The organism is Metallosphaera yellowstonensis MK1, from assembly GCF_000243315.1.
Classification (GTDB): Archaea; Thermoproteota; Thermoprotei_A; order Sulfolobales; family Sulfolobaceae; genus Metallosphaera; species Metallosphaera yellowstonensis.
The window spans coordinates 1,007,193-1,025,832 of the sequence record NZ_JH597761.1 but is presented as its reverse complement, the minus strand read 5'-3'; the positions used below and the strand labels follow the sequence as shown (position 1 = coordinate 1,025,832).

General features: G+C 49.2%; 20 protein-coding genes and 1 pseudogene. 10 read left to right on the top strand and 11 right to left on the bottom strand.

Annotation, left to right across the window (positions count from 1 at the left end):
* Window positions 1-106 precede the first annotated feature (106 nt).
* Together purT and METMK1DRAFT_RS06125 are read right to left on the bottom strand one after the other, a co-directional pair.
* Window positions 107-1,294: a formate-dependent phosphoribosylglycinamide formyltransferase gene (purT, locus tag METMK1DRAFT_RS06130; protein WP_009071819.1), complete on the bottom strand. Its 1,188-nt coding sequence runs from the start codon at window positions 1,292-1,294 to the stop codon at window positions 107-109.
* A gap of 56 nt (window positions 1,295-1,350) precedes the next feature.
* Window positions 1,351-1,947: an McrC family protein gene (locus METMK1DRAFT_RS06125; protein WP_009071817.1), complete on the bottom strand. Its 597-nt coding sequence runs from the start codon at window positions 1,945-1,947 to the stop codon at window positions 1,351-1,353.
* 88 nt (window positions 1,948-2,035) lie between these two features.
* Here METMK1DRAFT_RS06125 and METMK1DRAFT_RS06120 point away from each other — a divergent pair, with 88 nt between their 5' ends.
* Complete coding sequence (locus tag METMK1DRAFT_RS06120) at window positions 2,036-2,680, top strand: hypothetical protein (RefSeq protein ID WP_009071814.1); 645 nt, start codon at window positions 2,036-2,038, stop codon at window positions 2,678-2,680.
* Here METMK1DRAFT_RS06120 and METMK1DRAFT_RS06115 read toward each other — a convergent pair.
* A complete protein-coding gene (locus METMK1DRAFT_RS06115) occupies window positions 2,660-3,277 on the bottom strand; it encodes a hypothetical protein (RefSeq protein ID WP_009071813.1) in 618 nt (205 codons plus the stop codon). The two genes, METMK1DRAFT_RS06120 and METMK1DRAFT_RS06115, sit on opposite strands and share 21 nt — an antisense overlap.
* Before the next feature lie 102 nt (window positions 3,278-3,379).
* Between METMK1DRAFT_RS06115 and METMK1DRAFT_RS06110 the strand changes: the two genes are divergently transcribed.
* Entirely contained in the window at window positions 3,380-3,847 is a 468-nt protein-coding gene (locus METMK1DRAFT_RS06110) for a hypothetical protein (protein ID WP_009071811.1), read from the top strand.
* Here METMK1DRAFT_RS06110 and METMK1DRAFT_RS06105 read toward each other — a convergent pair.
* Window positions 3,806-4,795 (bottom strand): NAD(P)/FAD-dependent oxidoreductase, encoded by a 990-nt coding sequence (locus METMK1DRAFT_RS06105; protein WP_009071810.1) that lies wholly within the window; start codon window positions 4,793-4,795, stop codon window positions 3,806-3,808. The genes METMK1DRAFT_RS06110 and METMK1DRAFT_RS06105 overlap by 42 nt on opposite strands.
* 27 nt (window positions 4,796-4,822) lie before the next feature.
* Here METMK1DRAFT_RS06105 and METMK1DRAFT_RS06100 point away from each other — a divergent pair, with 27 nt between their 5' ends.
* Window positions 4,823-5,659 carry a hypothetical protein gene (locus METMK1DRAFT_RS06100; RefSeq protein ID WP_245544591.1) on the top strand — a complete coding sequence of 279 codons (837 nt, stop codon included), beginning with the start codon at window positions 4,823-4,825 and terminating at the stop codon, window positions 5,657-5,659.
* On the opposite strand, the gene METMK1DRAFT_RS06095 is transcribed toward METMK1DRAFT_RS06100, so the two are convergent.
* Window positions 5,550-6,194 (bottom strand): hypothetical protein, encoded by a 645-nt coding sequence (locus tag METMK1DRAFT_RS06095; RefSeq protein WP_009071807.1) that lies wholly within the window; start codon window positions 6,192-6,194, stop codon window positions 5,550-5,552. The genes METMK1DRAFT_RS06100 and METMK1DRAFT_RS06095 overlap by 110 nt on opposite strands.
* A 181-nt stretch (window positions 6,195-6,375) precedes the next feature.
* Between METMK1DRAFT_RS06095 and METMK1DRAFT_RS06090 the strand changes: the two genes are divergently transcribed.
* The gene (locus tag METMK1DRAFT_RS06090; RefSeq protein WP_009071805.1) at window positions 6,376-6,915 is read left to right on the top strand and encodes a MogA/MoaB family molybdenum cofactor biosynthesis protein; all 540 of its coding nucleotides are present in this window, start codon (window positions 6,376-6,378) and stop codon (window positions 6,913-6,915) included.
* 1 nt (window position 6,916) lies between these two features.
* Here the strand turns inward: METMK1DRAFT_RS06090 and METMK1DRAFT_RS06085 are convergent, their stop codons facing one another.
* Window positions 6,917-8,776 (bottom strand): 4Fe-4S dicluster domain-containing protein, encoded by a 1,860-nt coding sequence (locus tag METMK1DRAFT_RS06085; protein WP_009071803.1) that lies wholly within the window; start codon window positions 8,774-8,776, stop codon window positions 6,917-6,919.
* Between the two features lie 503 nt (window positions 8,777-9,279).
* On the opposite strand from METMK1DRAFT_RS06085, the gene METMK1DRAFT_RS18170 reads away from it, so the two are divergent.
* From METMK1DRAFT_RS18170 to cas5, 3 genes and pseudogenes are all read left to right on the top strand, one after another.
* Window positions 9,280-9,444: a hypothetical protein gene (locus METMK1DRAFT_RS18170; protein ID WP_009071800.1), complete on the top strand. Its 165-nt coding sequence runs from the start codon at window positions 9,280-9,282 to the stop codon at window positions 9,442-9,444.
* Window positions 9,434-10,495, top strand: a pseudogene (locus METMK1DRAFT_RS06080) (hypothetical protein). Before METMK1DRAFT_RS18170 ends, METMK1DRAFT_RS06080 begins: the two are co-directional and overlap by 11 nt.
* A 110-nt stretch (window positions 10,496-10,605) precedes the next feature.
* Complete coding sequence (gene cas5 / locus METMK1DRAFT_RS20025; protein WP_155812353.1) at window positions 10,606-10,722, top strand: CRISPR-associated protein Cas5; 117 nt, start codon at window positions 10,606-10,608, stop codon at window positions 10,720-10,722.
* Between the two features lie 148 nt (window positions 10,723-10,870).
* Here cas5 and METMK1DRAFT_RS06075 read toward each other — a convergent pair whose 3' ends face one another.
* Complete coding sequence (locus METMK1DRAFT_RS06075) at window positions 10,871-11,074, bottom strand: hypothetical protein (RefSeq protein ID WP_009071796.1); 204 nt, start codon at window positions 11,072-11,074, stop codon at window positions 10,871-10,873.
* A gap of 36 nt (window positions 11,075-11,110) precedes the next feature.
* Here METMK1DRAFT_RS06075 and METMK1DRAFT_RS06070 point away from each other — a divergent pair, with 36 nt between their 5' ends.
* On the top strand, window positions 11,111-13,336 hold the full coding sequence (locus tag METMK1DRAFT_RS06070) for a DEAD/DEAH box helicase (protein WP_009071794.1): 2,226 nt from the start codon (window positions 11,111-11,113) through the stop codon (window positions 13,334-13,336).
* 45 nt (window positions 13,337-13,381) lie between these two features.
* Window positions 13,382-14,776, top strand: coding sequence for a 7-cyano-7-deazaguanine synthase QueC (gene queC, locus METMK1DRAFT_RS06065; RefSeq protein WP_009071792.1), 1,395 nt, complete (start codon window positions 13,382-13,384; stop codon window positions 14,774-14,776).
* A 16-nt stretch (window positions 14,777-14,792) separates the two neighbouring features.
* Here queC and METMK1DRAFT_RS06060 read toward each other — a convergent pair whose 3' ends face one another.
* Window positions 14,793-15,179 (bottom strand): DUF1634 domain-containing protein, encoded by a 387-nt coding sequence (locus tag METMK1DRAFT_RS06060; RefSeq protein ID WP_009071791.1) that lies wholly within the window; start codon window positions 15,177-15,179, stop codon window positions 14,793-14,795.
* Between the two features lies 1 nt (window position 15,180).
* On the bottom strand, window positions 15,181-16,038 hold the full coding sequence (locus METMK1DRAFT_RS06055; protein WP_009071789.1) for a sulfite exporter TauE/SafE family protein: 858 nt from the start codon (window positions 16,036-16,038) through the stop codon (window positions 15,181-15,183).
* Window positions 16,039-16,154: 116 nt separating this feature from the next.
* Here METMK1DRAFT_RS06055 and METMK1DRAFT_RS06050 point away from each other — a divergent pair, with 116 nt between their 5' ends.
* Complete coding sequence (locus METMK1DRAFT_RS06050) at window positions 16,155-16,427, top strand: hypothetical protein (protein WP_009071787.1); 273 nt, start codon at window positions 16,155-16,157, stop codon at window positions 16,425-16,427.
* Between the two features lie 224 nt (window positions 16,428-16,651).
* On the opposite strand, the gene METMK1DRAFT_RS06045 is transcribed toward METMK1DRAFT_RS06050, so the two are convergent.
* Together METMK1DRAFT_RS06045 and METMK1DRAFT_RS06040 are read right to left on the bottom strand one after the other, a co-directional pair.
* Window positions 16,652-17,572, bottom strand: a complete 921-nt coding sequence (locus METMK1DRAFT_RS06045) for an AbrB/MazE/SpoVT family DNA-binding domain-containing protein (protein ID WP_009071785.1) — start codon at window positions 17,570-17,572, stop codon at window positions 16,652-16,654.
* A gap of 71 nt (window positions 17,573-17,643) precedes the next feature.
* Window positions 17,644-18,633: an FAD-binding oxidoreductase gene (locus METMK1DRAFT_RS06040; protein ID WP_245544569.1), complete on the bottom strand. Its 990-nt coding sequence runs from the start codon at window positions 18,631-18,633 to the stop codon at window positions 17,644-17,646.
* Window positions 18,634-18,640: the final 7 nt, after the last annotated feature.

The window sequence follows — 18,640 nt, the reverse complement described above, 5'->3', positions numbered from 1 at the left end:
AACCGGAGTCACGATTCCTGAATCTTAAGGGCACGGATAAGGGTCGCAGAAAGTGAGAGATCGTCCCTTTTGAAAGGGGTTTTCGGATCAATTTAACAGCAAGTCATCATTTAACTAGGATCATTGAAGAGGCTTTCCTTGCCTTCTCTATCGCCTCGTCCACGTTATCTCCCACAGCTAGGACGAGTCCCATCCTCCTCTTTTCGTAAGTGCTTGGCTTTCCGAACAACCTGACCTGAACTCCGGGTATTTCCAGAGCTTTCTCCAAGTTAAGATATGTGGGGGCCCACGTCTCACCTTGCGCCAGTATTACGTGAGCAGCGGCGGGCGAGACCAATTTCACCGATGGTATAGGCAGGCCCGCAGCAGCCCTGACGTGTATCTGAAACTCACTAATGTCCTGGCTCGCCATGGTCACTAGGCCGGTATCGTGAGGCCTGGGGGACACTTCACTGAAGAGGACTCTACTCCCCGACACGAGGATCTCTACACCGAATATTCCAACTCCACCAAGCTCCTCCACCACCCTAACCGCGTACTCCTTTGCCCTCTCCTTGATCTCGCTGCTGACCTTAGATGGGTGCCACGATTCTACGTAGTAGTAGCTGGGCCTCTTGTGTTCCACGGGCTCTAGGGTTCTGGTCTCCACACTTCCCCTGAAGTTATGCCTATACGTCAACACGGTGAGTTCAGTGTCTACCTTCACGTATTCCTCGACGATGACTCTCTTCCCCTTTCCCCTAGCGTGGGCCACCGATTCCTCATAGGCATTTCTAACCTCATCTATGGACTTTACGAGAACGTGACCGTGTCCGCTGGAGCTCATTTCGGGCTTCAGAAGGCAAGGAAGTCCCACGTCCTTGCACGCCTCTTCAGCTTCTTCTGCTGACTCAGCGAACCTATACTCTGTGGTCGGAACTCCTACCTTCTCGGCAGCAGTTCTCCTCAACTCTAGCCTGTTCATACAGGTTTTCACGGCTCTCGCGTTGGGTATTACTCTGACCCCGTTCTCCTCCAACTCGATGAGGGCGTCAGTGTCTATTGCCTCTATCTCTGCTACAACTGCGTCCGGATTCTCCCTCAACACCAATGCCCTCAACGCTTTTCCATCCAACATATTCACAACATATTTCCTGTGGGCCACTTGCATGGCTGGTGCGAGATCATATCTGTCTACAGCAACGGTCTCCATGCCAAGCCTTTGAGCCTCTATCACCATCTCCTTGCCTAACTCTCCACTTCCCAGGAACATTATCCTTTTAGCGTTTCCTACGAGGGGTGTGCCGAATTCCATGAAGTCTATTACTTGAATAAGTTAAAAGTTTAACTCGGACTAGCGTACCAATTTACTTACACAAGTAAAATCTCCCTTAACCACTTCAGGAGAGGGGATTGGTCTATGACAAAGTTGGTGAAAGACCTCCATCCAGGTGGAACCGCGAAACCTCCTGAGAAGGGCATGATCAGGGCCCCGAACCGATAGGACTTAGAGTACTCCAGTAACTGTCGGTAGTTTGGGGATGAGACTTTAGCCTCCAGGGCGACCTTGCCGTTCACCACAAAATCGGGCCTGTTGTGAAATCTCTCTCCTGTGAAGTTGTGGAGACTCTCCAGTCTCTTCACTTGTCTCTCCACCTTGAACTCCTTTGATATCACGTTATACACGAACTCCTCGAAGAGCCAGCCTAGCGTCTTGGAGAGCATGAGCCCCTTGGCCCTTCCAGGGTAAGCCAAGGCTGGAAGAGGGTCGACCTCAATCCCAGTTAGTCGAGTGAGTTCCCTGATCCTTTCAAGGATCCTCATCTCCTCTGGCTCCAAGTGAAAGTTGAGCCCTGCAAGTCTCTCACCCCCGCGAAATCCAGTAACGTTCCAATTCTCCACGAAAACCGTCACATCGCCATTTTCGTCCGGGTACAGCTCTCCGTTCCTCAAAGAGTATCTGAACATCCTCAAGACATTCCCCTTCTTTATTTGTACCTCTAGAGAGGAGAATCCTGCTCACATTTTTAACCCTTCAGGTCTCTCTATCTCGTGAATGCTAATTACCATTAGTGACCTCCTGTGGGGCCTCGTCCTCGTAGCCTGGGTCGGAGTAGTTACACTGAAACTATCAAAGTTTGTTGAGAGGTCAACGAATAATTACGTGGCTAGGAAGTTCATTCACATGGCTGGAGGTGGGGTGGTGGCAGTGGTCTCCCCCTTCGTCCTCTCCTCCCCCCTCGTGATCATCGTCTCCTCCTATTCCATGGCTATTTTTCTCCTGACCAGGAGGAGGACAAAGCCGTTGGAGTGGTTTCAAGAGAGGGACAACATGGGAGAGATATTTTTCTCTCTCTCCTTCGGGACGATCCTTTTGATCTCGTGGGTACTCTATCCAAACTTTTGGCACCTTGGAGACAGGCACCTCTTCGTGGCCCTCCTCCCTCTCCTCTTCATGTCCTTCGGTGACGGAATCACTGGAATCATAAGGAACTACGTTTATGGGAGGAGATTCAAGGGACTGTGGGGGTCCCTTGGGATGTTCCTGCTCTCAGCTCCACTCGGTTTCTTCCTTCTTTCCGTTCCAGGATTCCTCGCTGGAGTTGTGGCCACGGCAGCAGAGCTAATCCCTTTCGTTGATGACAACCTAACAGTGTCCTTCATCTCCTTCCTCTTCCTCCTAGGGACAGTCAACCTCTGAGTTCCTCGACAGGACTGCCACATCCAGCGAGGAGACGGATAGCGAGGATAGATTAACCGAGAGTAGCCCAGAAAGTCTACCCTCCTTCAACGACCTGAGGTCTAAGCCCGGTATATTGTGGAATCTCCTCACCAATCTAAACAAACACCTGAGTTCCTCTTCGTCCCTCTCCTCTGGGGCCTTGAGAAATACGGCCGGAAGCGGAGGGAAGACATAAGAGGGGACGGCTATGTAAAAATCCTGAACCGACTTACCGTATCTGGCAACTTTAACCGTGAGCCGAGCTGTCAGATAATCTTCAGGGCGATCCAAGACCTCAGGGGGTATGAAAGCAGTCTCAACCTCAACTCCCACCTCCCTATCGCCCAGAGAGTAGACGTCCAGGATCAATCCGTCCTTCTCGTGCTCAACCCACACTCTATATCCTCTCGAGAGGAAGTGATTGGCCACTACTAGCTCCAAGGAGGCGTGATGAGCGTTAGATATCCTGAGTGATACAAGTCTCCTGTACACTTCCTCAAGATCCCTATTCCTCTCACTGGTCTCAGTGAGCCTTTCCATGATACCTCTCAGCTGTTCCTCGAACTGCCTTCTCATGCGGATCACTCAGCTATGGGAAACGTTCCTCACGGGCTTTCAGTAAACCGTCACTTCATCACACAACAACTTTATGGGTCGGGCCGTTTAAATCAATTTTTCATGATATCTTGGCTGACCGGAGTGAGGAACCCCTCGTGGGAATACCTAAGGGACCTTTTCCAGGATCACAGGGGGGTCGCGGTCTACACTAACGCTGAGGGTGAGGTAGAGATCGTGAAGGTCTCAGACCACCCGACGATGTACGGCCCTACTTCAGTACTGATAGATCCCAGGAACCTGGGGAGATTGAAGGTCTCCTTCCTTAAGTTGGAGGACATGGTGGTCTTTCCCTTAATGAACCAGGAAGGCGTGAACGCTCTGCTGAACTTCAGAGGCTGGAGGGCGGTAGAGTACTTCGAAGGGGATCAATTCCTGGGAGCGTGGATAGGATACGATTGTGAGGTGTGCGAAGAGAGACAGAGGTCTCACCTGAACGTAGATCCTTTTTCGCCCAGCTCAGTCAACGAGCACCTGAGGATTTTCGGTCTAGATCTCGTGGGGCTCTCTTCCCAACCGAAAGTCCCTTAGCCCATTAAACCTAGATAGAGAATATTCTTTGTTCTCTTCGCCCTTAAGAATGAAGTCGACTAGCAATTTGGCTATCCCCGGTCCGACCTCTGCTCCGTATCCGTTAAGACCCCCCACGTAGTATACGTTCTCCTTAAGTTTCCCGAAGGCTGGTCTCATATCCGGAGTTCCTTCACAGAATTCACCCGCCGTGTATAGGGGTGCCAATCTCCCTAGTCTCTCCCTAACCCTAGAGAGCACATCTGCTGAGTTAACGCAGATCCTCCTCCCTGGAGGGGACTCTATGACGTCTCCATCACCTACTATGGCGAGGTTTCCTCCGAATCCCAAGAGGGGCCTTGAGTAGAAACCCTTCTCATAGTCATAGATTATATGACTTCCCACCTCACTGGTTCCGAAGAGGGCTAAAGTGGCCCAGCAATAGTAACTCTTGCTGCTCACGGGGACTGTTTGAGGGTTCCACGCCCCTGCAGCTATTACGATCACGTCTCCCTTCACCTCCCTCCCATTCGCTCTAAGGGTGAAGGTTTCTGGGTCCACTGAGACCTCAGCCTTCACGTGTGGCGTACTATGGATCAAGTGGGCAATCGACACTAACCTGTCACCTCCCTTGGCATACAATCCCCTGGCTCTCAACCACTCCACATGTTTCTCCTCAACCTTAACGCCGACGCCCTCCCATAGCGTGATGAGATCCTGGGGTACATGTCCCAACGTTATTGACGGCAACTCCCTCATGGGAACACCTACTCTCCTGTAGAAGTCCAGGCTCTCCTTGGCCAGCTCAACGTCCCTCCCCTTCAGGAGGAGGGAGTGTATTAGGGTTGGAAACACTCTCCTCTTCCCAGAATCGAAGACCTTTACTTCGTGCCCAGCCTCCTTGAGTAAATGATATAGTGAGCTACCCAGGATTCCCCCGCCAACTATTATAAACTTCAACGGAAACATCACCGAAAGAGGTGGAATAAAAGGTTGGTGTTCGAGGGCTATATGTTGCGACACGCCGGATGGGTGTGGGCGGTTAAGGGATGCTACCACCCAGAGGGTTATGCCGTGGCTCTCCCCAGGCTAGTGAACGGGGTGAAAGTCAAAACTTTGAAGGAAGGAATGAGGCTGGTTAGAGAGAGGTTCCCCCAGTACCTGAGGTTTGTGGAAGAGATAGGTTTCGAGGTTCCCCTGGTACCCCTTAAGGAAAGCGAGGTGTTGAACCCCTTTGAGGTAAAGCCTAGGGGAGTCCTGAGGGACTTCCTCACGTTCTTCAAGGATGCAGGGGTCACGGGGAGTTACCTGTACGCAGGTAATGGAACGGATATGGACGTACTTTCCTTGTCTGAGGAGAACGTGGAGACACTCAGGAACCTCAGGAGAGCGGGATTGACGTCACCACTGTTCCATTACAGTAAGGGAGAGGTGGAAGGGCTTCTGGAGACCGACTTTGCTATCCTGAAGGCCTACAGGTTAACCGAGGGAACTTACATGGGGATTCCCTACACCTTTAAGATAGTGAGGTGTGAAGATCCGTCTCCTGCCTCCGGGTTGACGAGAGTCCGAGGAGAAGTAGTGATAACCCAGTCAGTGAAACCGTACTCCTTGCCTCTGAAGTACCTCGGGAGACTGGACGGAGAGGAGGTCACAGTTACCAGTTACAGGAGCAGGTACTCGGAGCTACCTCCAGGGACTAAGCTTTACGTTGAGGGAACGGTCATCCGTAGGAGGGAGTTCCTTGACTTAGACCTGGACTTGGCTGAGGAAGTGAGGATCCTAGAGCTAGGATCATGGAGTGAACTCTCGCTGTCATCAAGCCAAGTGTAGTTCCATTGGTGACTATGGTCAACACCTCGAGAGCCAGGTTGTCACGCATAACCTCGCGATTGACTGGGAGACCCATATTGAAAGAGGTTAAAGCCAAGGCTCTCAACCTCGAGACCGTCCTGTTGAGGTAGTAAACCATGGGTAATACGTTAAGGATAGGTACCTGGTTAACCACTGAGAGGAGAATTAAAACAATGAGAACCTTCAACTCATCCCTCCTCTTCCCCTGTAGAAGCCTGAGGTTCTGATAACCATAGAGGTACTGTGGAGTGTTTACCGGTTGTGACTCTATGTATTGGGATATCCTGGCCCTGGCCTGTTCGTAAAAGCCCTCCCCCTCTTCCACTGCCCTAAAGGTGGAATACACCATCCCCAACCCAGTGATGAAGTACAGGGCGAGGAGGAGGCCTATCGTGGAAGGAACGGTCGCCTTGCTTCCAAAGCTAACCAACACCGAAATCGGTAGGGTCACAATGACCAATAGTCCGGAGATGCCGTGTATCATGCTCACAGCCAGATCAAAGTACCTTTTCATTATGAACCTTAGGAGATTGGAGATAATAAGGAATTTGTAAATGTTAGTAATGATGGAGTCATGTGGAAGAGCTCGGCTAACATTGAAGTCCCAGGAAAGTGTCTCACCTTGCTATAAGGATAAATTCCTCAGCGTTTTACATTGAAGAAACCCTTTATTTCTTGTCAGGAAAATTTTACTCATGACTCATGCCCACGAGTTACACAGGGAGAGAGCACCTAAGAAGTTAGGCTTCTTCGTCATAACCGTGAGTACGTCCAGGTTCGAGAGAATGAGCAAGAGGGAGGTAGTTGTGGATGAGTCGGGCGATAGAATCAAGGAGGCGGTGATAAGGAACGGCCATGAGGTTAAGGGATATACGTTAGTTCCAGACGAAAAGATAAGGATACTTAAGGCTGTATTAGACGCGATCCTAACTGAGGGCGTAGATGTTATAGTCACTACAGGTGGGACTGGTTACACTAAGTCGGACATCACGGTAGAGACGATAAGGGGAATATTGGATAGGGAGGTTGAAGGATTTGGGGAAGTCTTCAGAGCCCTAAGCCTCTCAGATCCAAAAGTGGGTCCAGCTTCTTTTCTGTCCAAAAGCTCCGCAGGTGTAATAGCGGGGAAGGTGATATTCATGCTGCCGGGCTCGCCAGACGCCGTTTCCCTGGCCATGGAGAAACTAGTTATTCCAGAATCTCCACATTTAATTTATCTGGTTCGACGAGAATAAGTCAATTCATTATCTCACGTCTTACCTCTTCCTCAATTATCTTGAGCAACCACTCCTCTTCTGAACTTTTGAAGAGATCTCCTAACCCTAGGTAAAGGGATATCAGGTCCCCAACTCCCTTCCCCTTCAGAACACCCCTTAGTAGGCCTCTAACGTAATCCTGAATGAGGGTATCGTCCAACCCTTCATACCACTCCATGTCCTTCATGACCTTCTCTCTCTCCTTGAATGTCCGTAATATCTCATCACTAACGCCTCTTGCCCCTTGTTTACCCTCCGTTGAAGGAGTAATCACGTCCAAGTAGCTAGGGATACCCAACTTCTTTCCAGCTAAGGGACAGAGCGTGATCTCAGCCCCTACCGAAGGAGTGGATGTCGGTTCTCCGTTGACCAATTCAAGGAGAGCAAAACTACACTTCTCCTCCCCCTTCGTCCTACCCTTGTAAAAACAGGGCCTGTGCACTCTCTTGTCTGTAACACTCTTCTTCAAGGGCTCCGGCAACTCGTCGTAAAGGAAGCTAACGTCCATGACCCTCCTGCTCCTCAGTTGCACCAGATAATAGGCTTCCTCTGGAGTGAGGGTGTAAATCTGTTCCACTTCCTGAGGCAAGGATAACTCCAGTTCGCCCTTAACCAACTTCTCGAGAGGAACGTTGAGGGTAAGTACACCCAACTTCATTCCCAGTGAGGACAGGAGGTTCAGGACATCCACCAACTCCTTCTTCAACTCCCGAGAGATTGGGGTGAGGAGTATGACCTTCTTGGCGGGAAAGTTCAGTACCACGTCAATCTCATGGGACCTCAACTTCGCTTTCCCCTTTAACCTTCCCACTATGTCCAACTTAGCCGGACAAACCTCATCACACTTACCACACATGTGGCAATTAGCGTACTCTTCCTCTCGTCCGTTAACTGAGGCTATGAAAAATCCTAGAGGGGTGTAGTCCTTATTTCCTCTCTGTTGACCGTGAGGACAAACGCTCACACACCTTCCGCATAGTATACAGCCTTGGAATAGGTCCGTCCTTCCTTCAGTGGAATACGGATATAGGACCACTCCTTGTGGAAAGTCCAGAGGGGTGCTGGACAGCACTACGAATCTTGTAACGTCTTTTCTCACGAATAGGCAGATCTTCTCTGCGTCGGGAAATTGGGTCCCAGAGAGTGATTCTGTCCTCAGTTCTCCGAAGTACCGAAACCTGTAGTTACCGAGTTCAAAGGAGTAGGAGCTAGTAGGTGTCATACCCTCCAATTTCTCTGAGAGTAAAGCCTCCCTAGACTTTGGATAGGCAACGTAGAGCGTGGCCTTATTACCGTTCTTGATCACGGTCACGTCTCTAAATGGTGGTAAACTGTAGGAGAACCAATACCTCACCCTTTGGATAAGGAACTCAAAGTCTCTCTCCAACTTCCTGTACTCCAGCGGTCTTGGATCCTTTCTCAGGGTCACCGAGAGTATTACACCTCCCCTGTACTCACCCACGTAGGTTTGACCGCTCAACATAGCCTCCACCTCCACTCTCCTGGATATGGGGCCGAACTCGTTAAAACCGAAACCTGCGTCACTAAACGCTACAGATCCTCCCACAGAGGCCTCCATGAGGCCAAAGGTTTCAACAGAGTGCTTCATGACGTCAGACCACGGTGTTCCAGGAAGAACCTTGAGTCTATCTCCCATGTCCTCTATCCCCCTCATGTCGGTCATGTCCAACACCACGTCTCCTTCGACCCCCCTGAAGTACTCGTATCTTGGTGTTCCCTCCTCCGAGATGTCCTCCCTTCTCATGACCTTCAAGACTCTCTTGGGGGGATTGGTTATCTTCGTGAGAGATAAGGCAGAGAACACTAAACTTCCATTCATCAAAGAAAAAAGGAACTGGAGTTACTATTAACTTATAATGAAGGATGTTTGGGAACCACAAGGATCGGCAAGAGTCAGTAAATTTTAAGGGAGTGGGAATACAAAATATTTTGTGGGATACACATTCATTGTTGATGATAAAGGTATAGAATTGTGATTCCAAAAGAGGTTTAGAAATTGTTAAACTTAAGAGAAGGGAGCAAGGTGGAAGTGAGCGTCAGTAACGGGAAGATCATCATTGATTATAAGAAAATTAATGTAGAGTTCAGCCTTCATCGTGACTAATAGTCACTTTTCGTGACTATTAATCACTCAGCCTCATCACTCCTTCTCCCTCTCCATGCCGTCTACGGGAGCGGTAGTTAAACCACTCCCTTCAAGGACATGGGGAGTTTCATTGGGTGCCTTCCTCCACCTCGCGACTGCTCATCGACTTCATGGTGGCACCCTCTATTCTAATGTTAGCATAAAAGTTTATAAATTTTAATGCTTCTAACACTCTTATGAAGCAAATAGTTTTCAAATCAACTGTCTCAAGTTATGGCACCGATAAGTATGGGAATAAGAGATATGGTATAACTATCCCCTCAAAGCTCAAGGAGAAGGGGAAGGAATTATACGGTAAGGAGGTGATTGTAATTGTTATCCTACCAGATGATGAGGAGTAAGCTAATTGGTTCTAAGGAAGCAATTGAAAACTTCCAATTCGTGACTATAAATGGTAGGGTTGAGTTCGAGGACGTGGGTAAGGTAGCTAGAATTGCTTACTCTCACTCAAAGGCTGTAAAGGCTGGGATCAACTTAGCTTTAAGAGGAGTTTCATTAAATGATGCTGTTAAGGAGTTGTATAATATCATCCCTTACGCCTTTTACGCTGAAACGGCTTATAAGCAGGCTTTAGCATTAGTTGAGAATAAAGGGAGTAAGGTTGAGATTAAAAAGAGGTGGATCGCTTGTAGGGGTAACAAAAGCGATAATGGTAATAGGGGGATTAAGTTTCACGTTTTGGAAGACCACGTGGAAATTAAAGTTAAAGACCCATGGGGTAAGTGGATTCACGGGAAGGCGTACTTAGGCAAGGAGTACTTACCATTACTTTCTGAGCTAGAGGAGTAATCTCGAAGGAAGGAGGAGGGTTACGGTGCTGTAGTAAGTTTCAAGCATTACCCTATGATTCACCTCCAAATCCCACTTTGGCTTTATTTAAAGCACTTCTCTTCACCAAAACCTGTGGGTTACGGTTTGTTTGCTGGTTTTGATTTAAATAGTGATAGGTTGAACGTTGTTGTGGTTAGCGAGGATGGTGAAATTATTGCTAATAAGACGTGGCGGTATTCAGATGTTACTAGACCGGGTTTTCCTAAAGGGAAAGCTAGGGCTTTGCGTTTGAATGCTCTTTCACAAGCTCTTAATTTCCTATCACGGATTGGTGTTGATTATGTTATCTTTGAGGACTTGTTCCTAGTTAAGAAGAGGAAGTTTACTAGGAGTAAGAGCGGTAATAGGAAGGTTTCGCGTTTTGCTAAGAAGCAATTGTTAACTCACGGTGTTATTAAAGCACTTAGGTTATGTTTTAACGTTGTGTTAGTTAATCCTAAGGGTACTACAAATTCTGAGGATCACGACAAGGTGATGAGGGAGAAGGGATTTGATAGGCATACAGCCTCTGCTTACTTAATAGCATTAAAGGGATTAGAAGTAATTAAAAATAACGAATAGTTACGTAAACGTGTTACAGACAATATTTAAGGTGTGGCAGGAAGGGAGAGCGTCAGCATTGAGGAAATAGAGGAGGCACTAGGTTTTGATGAGGTTTTGGGCTTCATAGGATTTCATTTTGTTATCAACCCTCAGCCTCTTGGGCTTCACCGGAGTCGTGGGGCGAACCCGACTCATACCACCTCCTCCCCATTAGCGGGATGACCCCACCCATCAGAGTGACTTGATGGGGGAACCCGCACACCTCGTGTGGTCACCTCTTCGGTATATCTCACTACATCTGGTACCGGTCTCATCGAAGATTTAGCATATATGAAATGTAAACTTCGTTTAACTGAAACTGTTGGCAACGGCTCTGTTTGAGTGCACCACGGTCTAGGTCCTCCTCAGTTCTGCTGTGATCCTGAAATATCCGTTCGGCAAGTCCTCACCATCTATTACGGCGTAGCCGTATTTCTGAAATATGGGTATGCATCTCTCTAGGAGAACTCCTGTGATAACAACGCTTATCCTCCTCTTACCGGCCTCCCTGTCCAGTAGGGAACTTAGCTCCTTTTCGTTATCCACTACCTCTGACATGTTTTTATTTAGTGATGGGGACGATATAAAAGGAAAATGGATATACTGGAGAAGGTTACAGAGTCACTTAAGCTCTTCAATTCGTCTGTGGTTCACGTTTACACCGAGACGACGCTAGATCCAGATCTCGGCCCCAGTGTAAGGGAACTGTCCCTAGACAAGAGGCTGATAGAGGGTCTGGAGAGGGCCGGAATAACGAGGCTCTACAAATATCAATGGGAGACCCTCAAGGCCGTCAGAGAAGGGGAGAACGTCGTAATAGTTTCCGGAACCGGCACTGGGAAGACGGAGGCCTTCATGATTCCGCTCCTGGATTTAGCTCTCAAGGGAGAGAGGTCGGTGCTGATATATCCCACTAAGGCTCTATCTAGAGACCAACTGGCCAGACTCAGGGGTTTGATCTCAACTTTACCTGAAATAAGGGTAGAGGTGCTCGACGGGGACACCAAAACCAAGGATAGGGAGAGGGTATACGCGAACCCCCCAGAGTTGTTGATAACTAACCCAGACATGATGCACTTGGGAATGGCCATGAGCCCTAAGTTCAGGGACCTCATAAGATCGTCCCAGCACTTCGTGATAGACGAGATTCACGTTTACGAGGGTGTACTGGGTTCCCACCTCAGAAGGATAGTGGATAGGGCAAGGGAAATAGACGGTGACATACACTTGGTGGGAGCCAGCGGTACAGTGGAGATCTCTCCCCTTCTGATAGAGGAATTGTTCGGGGTGAGGGGAAAAGTGATAACGGGAATGCCCAGGAGGAGAGGTATGGCTATCCACTCCCTAATTTCAACCAACGGTGTCAGCAGGTGGACAATATCTGCGTTTCTGTCGGCAGTGTTGATCAGGGAGGGACTGAAGGTTCTGGTATTCGTGGACTCTCAACAGATGGCAGAGAGGTTGGCTAAGATGTCAGAGCGGTATGGGGTCAATATGGCAGTCCACAGGGCCGGAATACCCACCTCTGAAAGGTTGGAGGTGGAGGAGAGATTGAGGAGTGGGGATCTGGAGGGCGTAGTGGCAACCCCCACACTGGAGCTGGGCATAGACATAGGGGCCTTAGACGCAGTCATAATGGCCGAAAATCCCCCTAGCTACCCTAAATACATCCAGAGGGCAGGGAGGGCAGGCAGGAGAAACAAGGTAGGTTTCATCTTCACTATCCTCAGCGATAATCCCATCGATTCCTACTTCCTTAGGAAACCCAACGAGTTCTTCTCCAGGAGGCTCACCCCCATAACTTTCGACAACAGTAACGCGGAAGTTCTCAAGGTCCATGCGGCAGCCCTGCTCCTGGAGAAGGTTGCCCTCGAAACCTCAAGGCTGAAGGAACCGTGGCTCACGGCGTTGAGGGAACTAGCGTCCGCGGGGGTTGTAAGTGAAAAGAGAGGTGTATTCTACGCTACCCAGAGGACTAGGGACTTCGTACTCTCCTCGTCTCTCAGGAGATCCGGTCCAATAGTAGAGATCAGGGAAGGGGACAAGAGGGTAGGGGAGAGGGAGCTGCCTCAGGCCCTCTACGATCTCTACCCTGGGGCGACCTACCTAATTTCCAAGAGGACTTACACGGTAGGGGAACTGGACTTGAACTCCATGAGGGCCAAAGTCGTGAGGGCTCAAGAGGACTTGAGGCATTACACTAAACCGCTCTACAGGGTAGACATCCAAGAGTTCAGGGAGGAAGAGTCGAGGGGAGTCTTAGGACTCCCAGTGAGGTACGGTCGAATTAAGGTGAGGATAGACGTTACGGGATATGTCACATATGACATTTACTCCAAAAGCGAGAGGCCCAGGGGAGAGGAACTCTATGACGAACCGATCTCCTTCTCCTATTGGACTAAGGGGTTGATGATTAAACATCCAGCCCTCGAGGAATGGGACATACTCTCCTCCATGGAGGCTTACCACGCCACGGAGCACGTCCTCATTGCCGCAGGGAGGGTGGTTGCAGGGGCTTCCCTAACGGACCTCTCCGGGGTCAGCTACCCCTCGGGTCACGTAGTGATATATGACTCACAGGTTGGAGGAAACGGGATCTCTAAGCTGCTGTTCAGGAGACTTGAGGGAGCTTACGATATAGCTCTGGACATAGTGAAGGGTTGCGACTGTGAGGACGGTTGTCCGAAGTGCATCTACGATCCATACTGTGGGAACAATAACAGGGTACTCTCCAGGAGAAAGTCCCTCAGGCTGATAGAGGAGGTCATGAGAGGGTTGAGGCCTGAGGACGGTGAGATAAAGGGGGAGAGCCTCAGATGAGCTCAAACTTAAGATCTGAGGGACATTAAACAGATCAGATAGGGGATGTGTAGCGTCACTGGGGTTCTCTTGCTAGATCCAAGGAAGTACTCTGAAGTAGAGGCAAGGTTGGCGGAGATACTGATCAGAGCAGAAGATAGGGGAAGAGACAGCTTCGGAATTGTAACCATAAGTTCCAAGGGTGAGATAAGCCAGGTCAAGGTCGTGGGCCGGCCCTCCCTAAACAAGGAGAAATTGATGGGAGTGCTATCCCCTGACACTAAAGTAGTGGTCGCCAACAATAGGGCGGAACCGACCACCGAGTTCGTCAAGTTCAAGACGGAGAGGGACGTACAGCCCTTCGTTGGAAACAGATTCGTCGTGTCCCACAACGGAATTATAGCCAACGATCTGGAACTAGAGAAGAGGTTAGAGCTTAAGAGGGACACCAGGATAGACAGTGCAGTCCTTCCCCCTCTTCTCGACAAGAGGTGGGATGGTTCCTTGGAGGGGTTGAGGGATCTCCTGAACCTAATGAAGGGTAGCTTTGCCCTAGTCATAGGGGACAGGGAGAGGCCTGACAGGATCTTCCTGGCCCAAAACTTTAAACCCCTCTATATGGCTTACGACGTCTCACTCAAGGCTGTATTCTTCACCTCTCTTGACGATTACTTTGGTGTGGGGCCCTTCGACCCGGTTAACATGAGGAAGTTAGATCCCTATACTGTGGTCGAAGTGACTGATGCCCCCAGTTTGAGAACTCTACAACTCCAGGAGTATAGGAAGAAGAGGGCACTGGTTGTAGCAAGTGGAGGTCTAGACTCCACTGTAGCTGCGACAAAGGTATTGAGGGAGGGATACGAGGTCACACTTCTGCACTTCAACTATCATCATAAGGCGGAGGAGAAGGAAAGGGAGGCGGTAAGGAGGATAGCTGAGTTCTTGCACGTAGATCTCATGGAAGTTAACACGGACCTGTTCTCAATGGTGGGTAACGCTACACTGTTAAAGGGAGGAGGGGAGATCGTCAAGGAGAGGAGGGGAGAGGAGGGTGCAGAGTTCGCCCACGAGTGGGTACCGGCGAGAAACTCCATATTCTTTACGGTAGCCCTAGCCATAGCTGAATCTAAGGGATATGACGCTGTGGTATCTGGGGTAAACCTGGAGGAGGCAGGGGCGTATCCGGACAACGAGATGGAGTTCGTGAGAATGTTCCAGAAGTTAGCCCCTTATGCTGTTGGACCCAACAAGAGGGTTGAGATCTTGATGCCGGTGGGCAACTTAGTGAAACATGAAATAGTGAAGCTGGGATTGGAGATAGGTGCCCCGCTTCACCTGACCTGGAGTTGCTACGAGGGAGGGAGTAAACACTGCGGGAGATGCGGGCCCTGCTACATGAGGAAAACGGCCTTCAGGATAAACGGCGTTGAGGACCCTGTGGAGTATGAGGACAGGGATTAGTACCACTCCCTAAGTCCTAATGCCTCAGTATTATGGCCGGAACTACGAATATCGCTATCATCATATTTATGAACACTACGACAGAGAGAATGACGTATAATAGGTCCTTGTTTTTAATGAAGTCCCCTATCAGGAGGGCAACCCTCACTACTGGCGTCGCTATGAGAACCATGAGTCCTAGATAGATAAAGGACAGGCCATCGAGTTTTGGCACTCCTGCAACGACCTGATAGGGAGTTATGGTTGATGAGTTAACCAGGGAGTTAGTGCTAGCTATCTCCTTAAGAGGTAGGCCTTGTGCACCGTCGTGGACGAAGAGAAGCACCACCCCGCTAACTATTAAGAGTATACTTAGCACTACTCCTATGATAAGAGAATAGCTTATGACATCATTTATCTCCAATTTAGAACACCCCCAGGCCTCTCAATATCATCTGGATCCCTAGGAACCCTAAAATTATTAAGAAGACTGCCCTTATCCTCCTATTCTTCATCCTCACTAAGACTCTTGTTCCCAAAAGAGATCCTATGAGGACGCCTATGGCCGTAGGTGCTGCAAGGAAGGGTTGTATATAACCCAAGGCCCAGTAAATTCCACTCCCCGTGGCTGCGGTCACGCCTATCATGAAGTTGCTGGTTGTAGTAGTTACCTTCATGGGGAGGTTCATTGCGTAATCCATCCCCAGCACCTTCAGGGCTCCCGAACCTATTCCCAGGAGACCTGAGATGAAACCGGCGAAAAACATCACTATCAGTCCTAGCCACCACCTCACGCCCCAATATTTCACCATCACGTTGTTGGCTGGGTCAAAGTACTCTCCGTATAGTCTGAAAACTCTAGTTGTCCAGTCTGGATCCTTGGGAGGAGGGAACTCCCCCTTCATCTTACTTAAAGTGGGGTAAATTGAGAACAGCAGAACTATACCGAACACGATATATATAACGTACTCAAGGTGGAGGGAGTAGATGTAAGCTACAGTGAGGGAGCCGACGATGGATCCAGCAGTAGTAGCTATCTCTAAGGATATTCCTATTCTCACACTCGTTATCCTCTCCTTCACATAAGCTGAAGCAGAACCGCTGGAGGTGGCTATGGTGGATATGAGACTTGATCCAGTGGCGTATATTATGGGTATCCCGAGATAAAGGGTCAGCAACGGGACAAGGACTGTACCTCCACCTAAGCCAGTTAAAGATCCAAGAAACCCTGCCAACATACTGAAGATCAATATCAGGAAAAAAGTAAGGAATATACTAGTCATGAACTGAATTGAGATGAAGGTGTTTTTAAAACCAACCCACCTTGGGTTTAAAGCTATCTATATTTCTGGGGATCATTGAATGAATGTTTTAATACCTTAATTTCGAGATTCCAAGGATGAACGGGATTTTAGCAGGTTACAGAAAACTAAAGGAATTGGTTGGGGACGTACACATCTTCGTCAAGGAAGATCTGTACACCCTTGTGGGTGTTAGTAAGGTCGGGTGTAAGGATAGGTCTAAAATAGTAGATCGTGTCCTGGAAGAGGTATATAAACACGGTGACGAGTTCCTCCTCACGGTCCTTATCATGGACGGTGAGGCATATAAAAAACTGAAGGGGGACTTAGGAAGGGAGGTAAGTGAGGAAGAACTGGTACAAGCCAACTAACCTACATCGATATGGGACTTCCCCTTAAATATCGCCCTGTAATCGAGGCAAAAACTAATAACTGCAGCAGTTGTGGGATTTTTCCTTAGGTAGCACCCTGTAATCAAGGTAAAATCTGATAACTGCTGTAACTACTGTAACTTAGGTCAGGCAAACTCACCTAAGTCCTGATCGTCCTAGAGCTTGGCTACGTTTCGCGAAACCACCAGGGTAGAATACAGGTCTCACCTGACCTTGAAATCGAATATCCTGACGCTCTTGTTGACGGCGTTATCCATCATGGCGACGCAGTAGCTCCCCATCTTTACGACCTCCTTTCCTGCCTCAGTTCCCGGGGACTCCCTCTCCAGTTTCTTGAAGTTGGACCTTATCTCCCTCATCGCCGATAGGTCTTCAGTGAGGAACATCTGAACCGAGTCGTGCAACAACTTCTTCAGGACGGTGAAATGTTGTGTCATCTCCTTGGCCTCCTGAGCCCCTATCACCTTAAGGAAGAGGGAGAGATGGGACAGGAATCTACCCAGATCCCTTATGGCGATGGCGAACAACACCACGTCCTTGGGGTAAACCATGAAGGTGATCTCGTCGTCCTTCTGGACACCCAGGGCTATCTGCCTGATCACCAACCTGTAGTCCTTGTTCAGTATTGAAAGCCTGGCCAGGAGGTCGTCCCTCATCTCTTCACTGAACCTCTCCAGCATGACCTGCACATCTTCCATGATGCTCAATATCTTACCTGTGAACGCCCTGAAGGAGCTCTCCAAATCGGCGTTAACGTTAACGTTAACTTTGAAGGTTATGCTGTCGAAGGTCTCTGACTCAACCTCTAAGCCGTAGGCTTGGAGCTGTAACTCCCTCAATTCCTTCTTGACCTCCAGGGGTATTACCCTAGGCGACCTGACCACTATCCTATCGATACCCTGCATATAATACGTGAGCACCAGGTACTTAACGTCCTCCACGTCGACTAAGGGTATAACCTTCTCGTTCTTTGCCTCATTAGGGGGCCTAATCTTGAGGCCGTCAAAGACCTCATAGACCTTAAGGCCACTTTTAACGTCCAGTCCCATCTTCCTTACCCAGTCGCTGGGAAGGGATATTATGTAGCTTCCTCCCTTTATCTTCTGTAACCTCCTGACGCTCATGACCAGAACTAATGTAATCCGAGATGAATACCTATAAAAGGTTATGTCAAGAAATATGTGGATATATAGTCCTATACAAAGACGTTGTAAGGGTCTAGAGCGTTCTTCAGCATCAGAAAGGACTTCGTGGGCTCTGGAAGACATTCCCTATCGCAACCTTTCTCGCCGATCGCCACCAGCCCCTTTGACCTGAGGGTGCGAGGAGACTCTCCGTTGAAGAGTCTAGAGTACCCCGTGCCGTAGTAAGAGGTTATGCACTCAGCGTTGAGTGACGAGACGTAAGTTAACTCCATACCCCTGGGCGTCATGATTGAGGTCACCCTTTCACCTTCACAGGTTATTGGATCCACCTCCCTGAGTCCTTCTGTGACCCTTTGGACATATTTAGAGGGACCGGCAAAGACGGCGAAGGCCCTCCACCTCTCCCTTCTCACCAGCGTCACTCCCCAAGGCCTCCTCTTTAAAATCGAGTCCAGCTTCTCTGGATCAATCTCTACCACGCTCATACTCTCGGGCAAAGGTATCAATCGTATCGTTAAGGAGACGTAAATTCCTAGCTTCCCCAAGGAACCTGACAAGGCCTTCCATATCTTATAACCAGAGGAGAACTTGGTAGTCTTACTTCCGGTCGTTATTCTCTCTCCCAACCCAGTGATCACCTCTGCCCCCAAAAGCCAGTCCCTGGGGTAACCGTGAAAGAAACTGGCGTAGGAGGGTAAGTTCGTGGAAGCGAAACCTCCCGTGGTTCCCTCATAGTGAAATGGAATAATGAGCCCGTCCTTCCTTAACTTCTCCAGTAGGTCTTGGAAGCGAGTTCCTGAGTATACGGTCACGAAAAGGTCTTCTGGGGATATCTCCTGGATTCCCCTCAACTCCCTCATGGAGACCGCAACGTCACATTTGAGCTTCTCTCCTATGTGATGACCTCCCTCGCCCATCACGTGAACCTTCAATCCCCTCCTGGACGAGAAGGATAAGAGTTCAGCCAAATCCTTCCAATCTCTGGCCCTGACAAGGACCTCACTCTTCACTGGAGAGTCTAGACCCCCCTCCACTTCCACGAGCCTG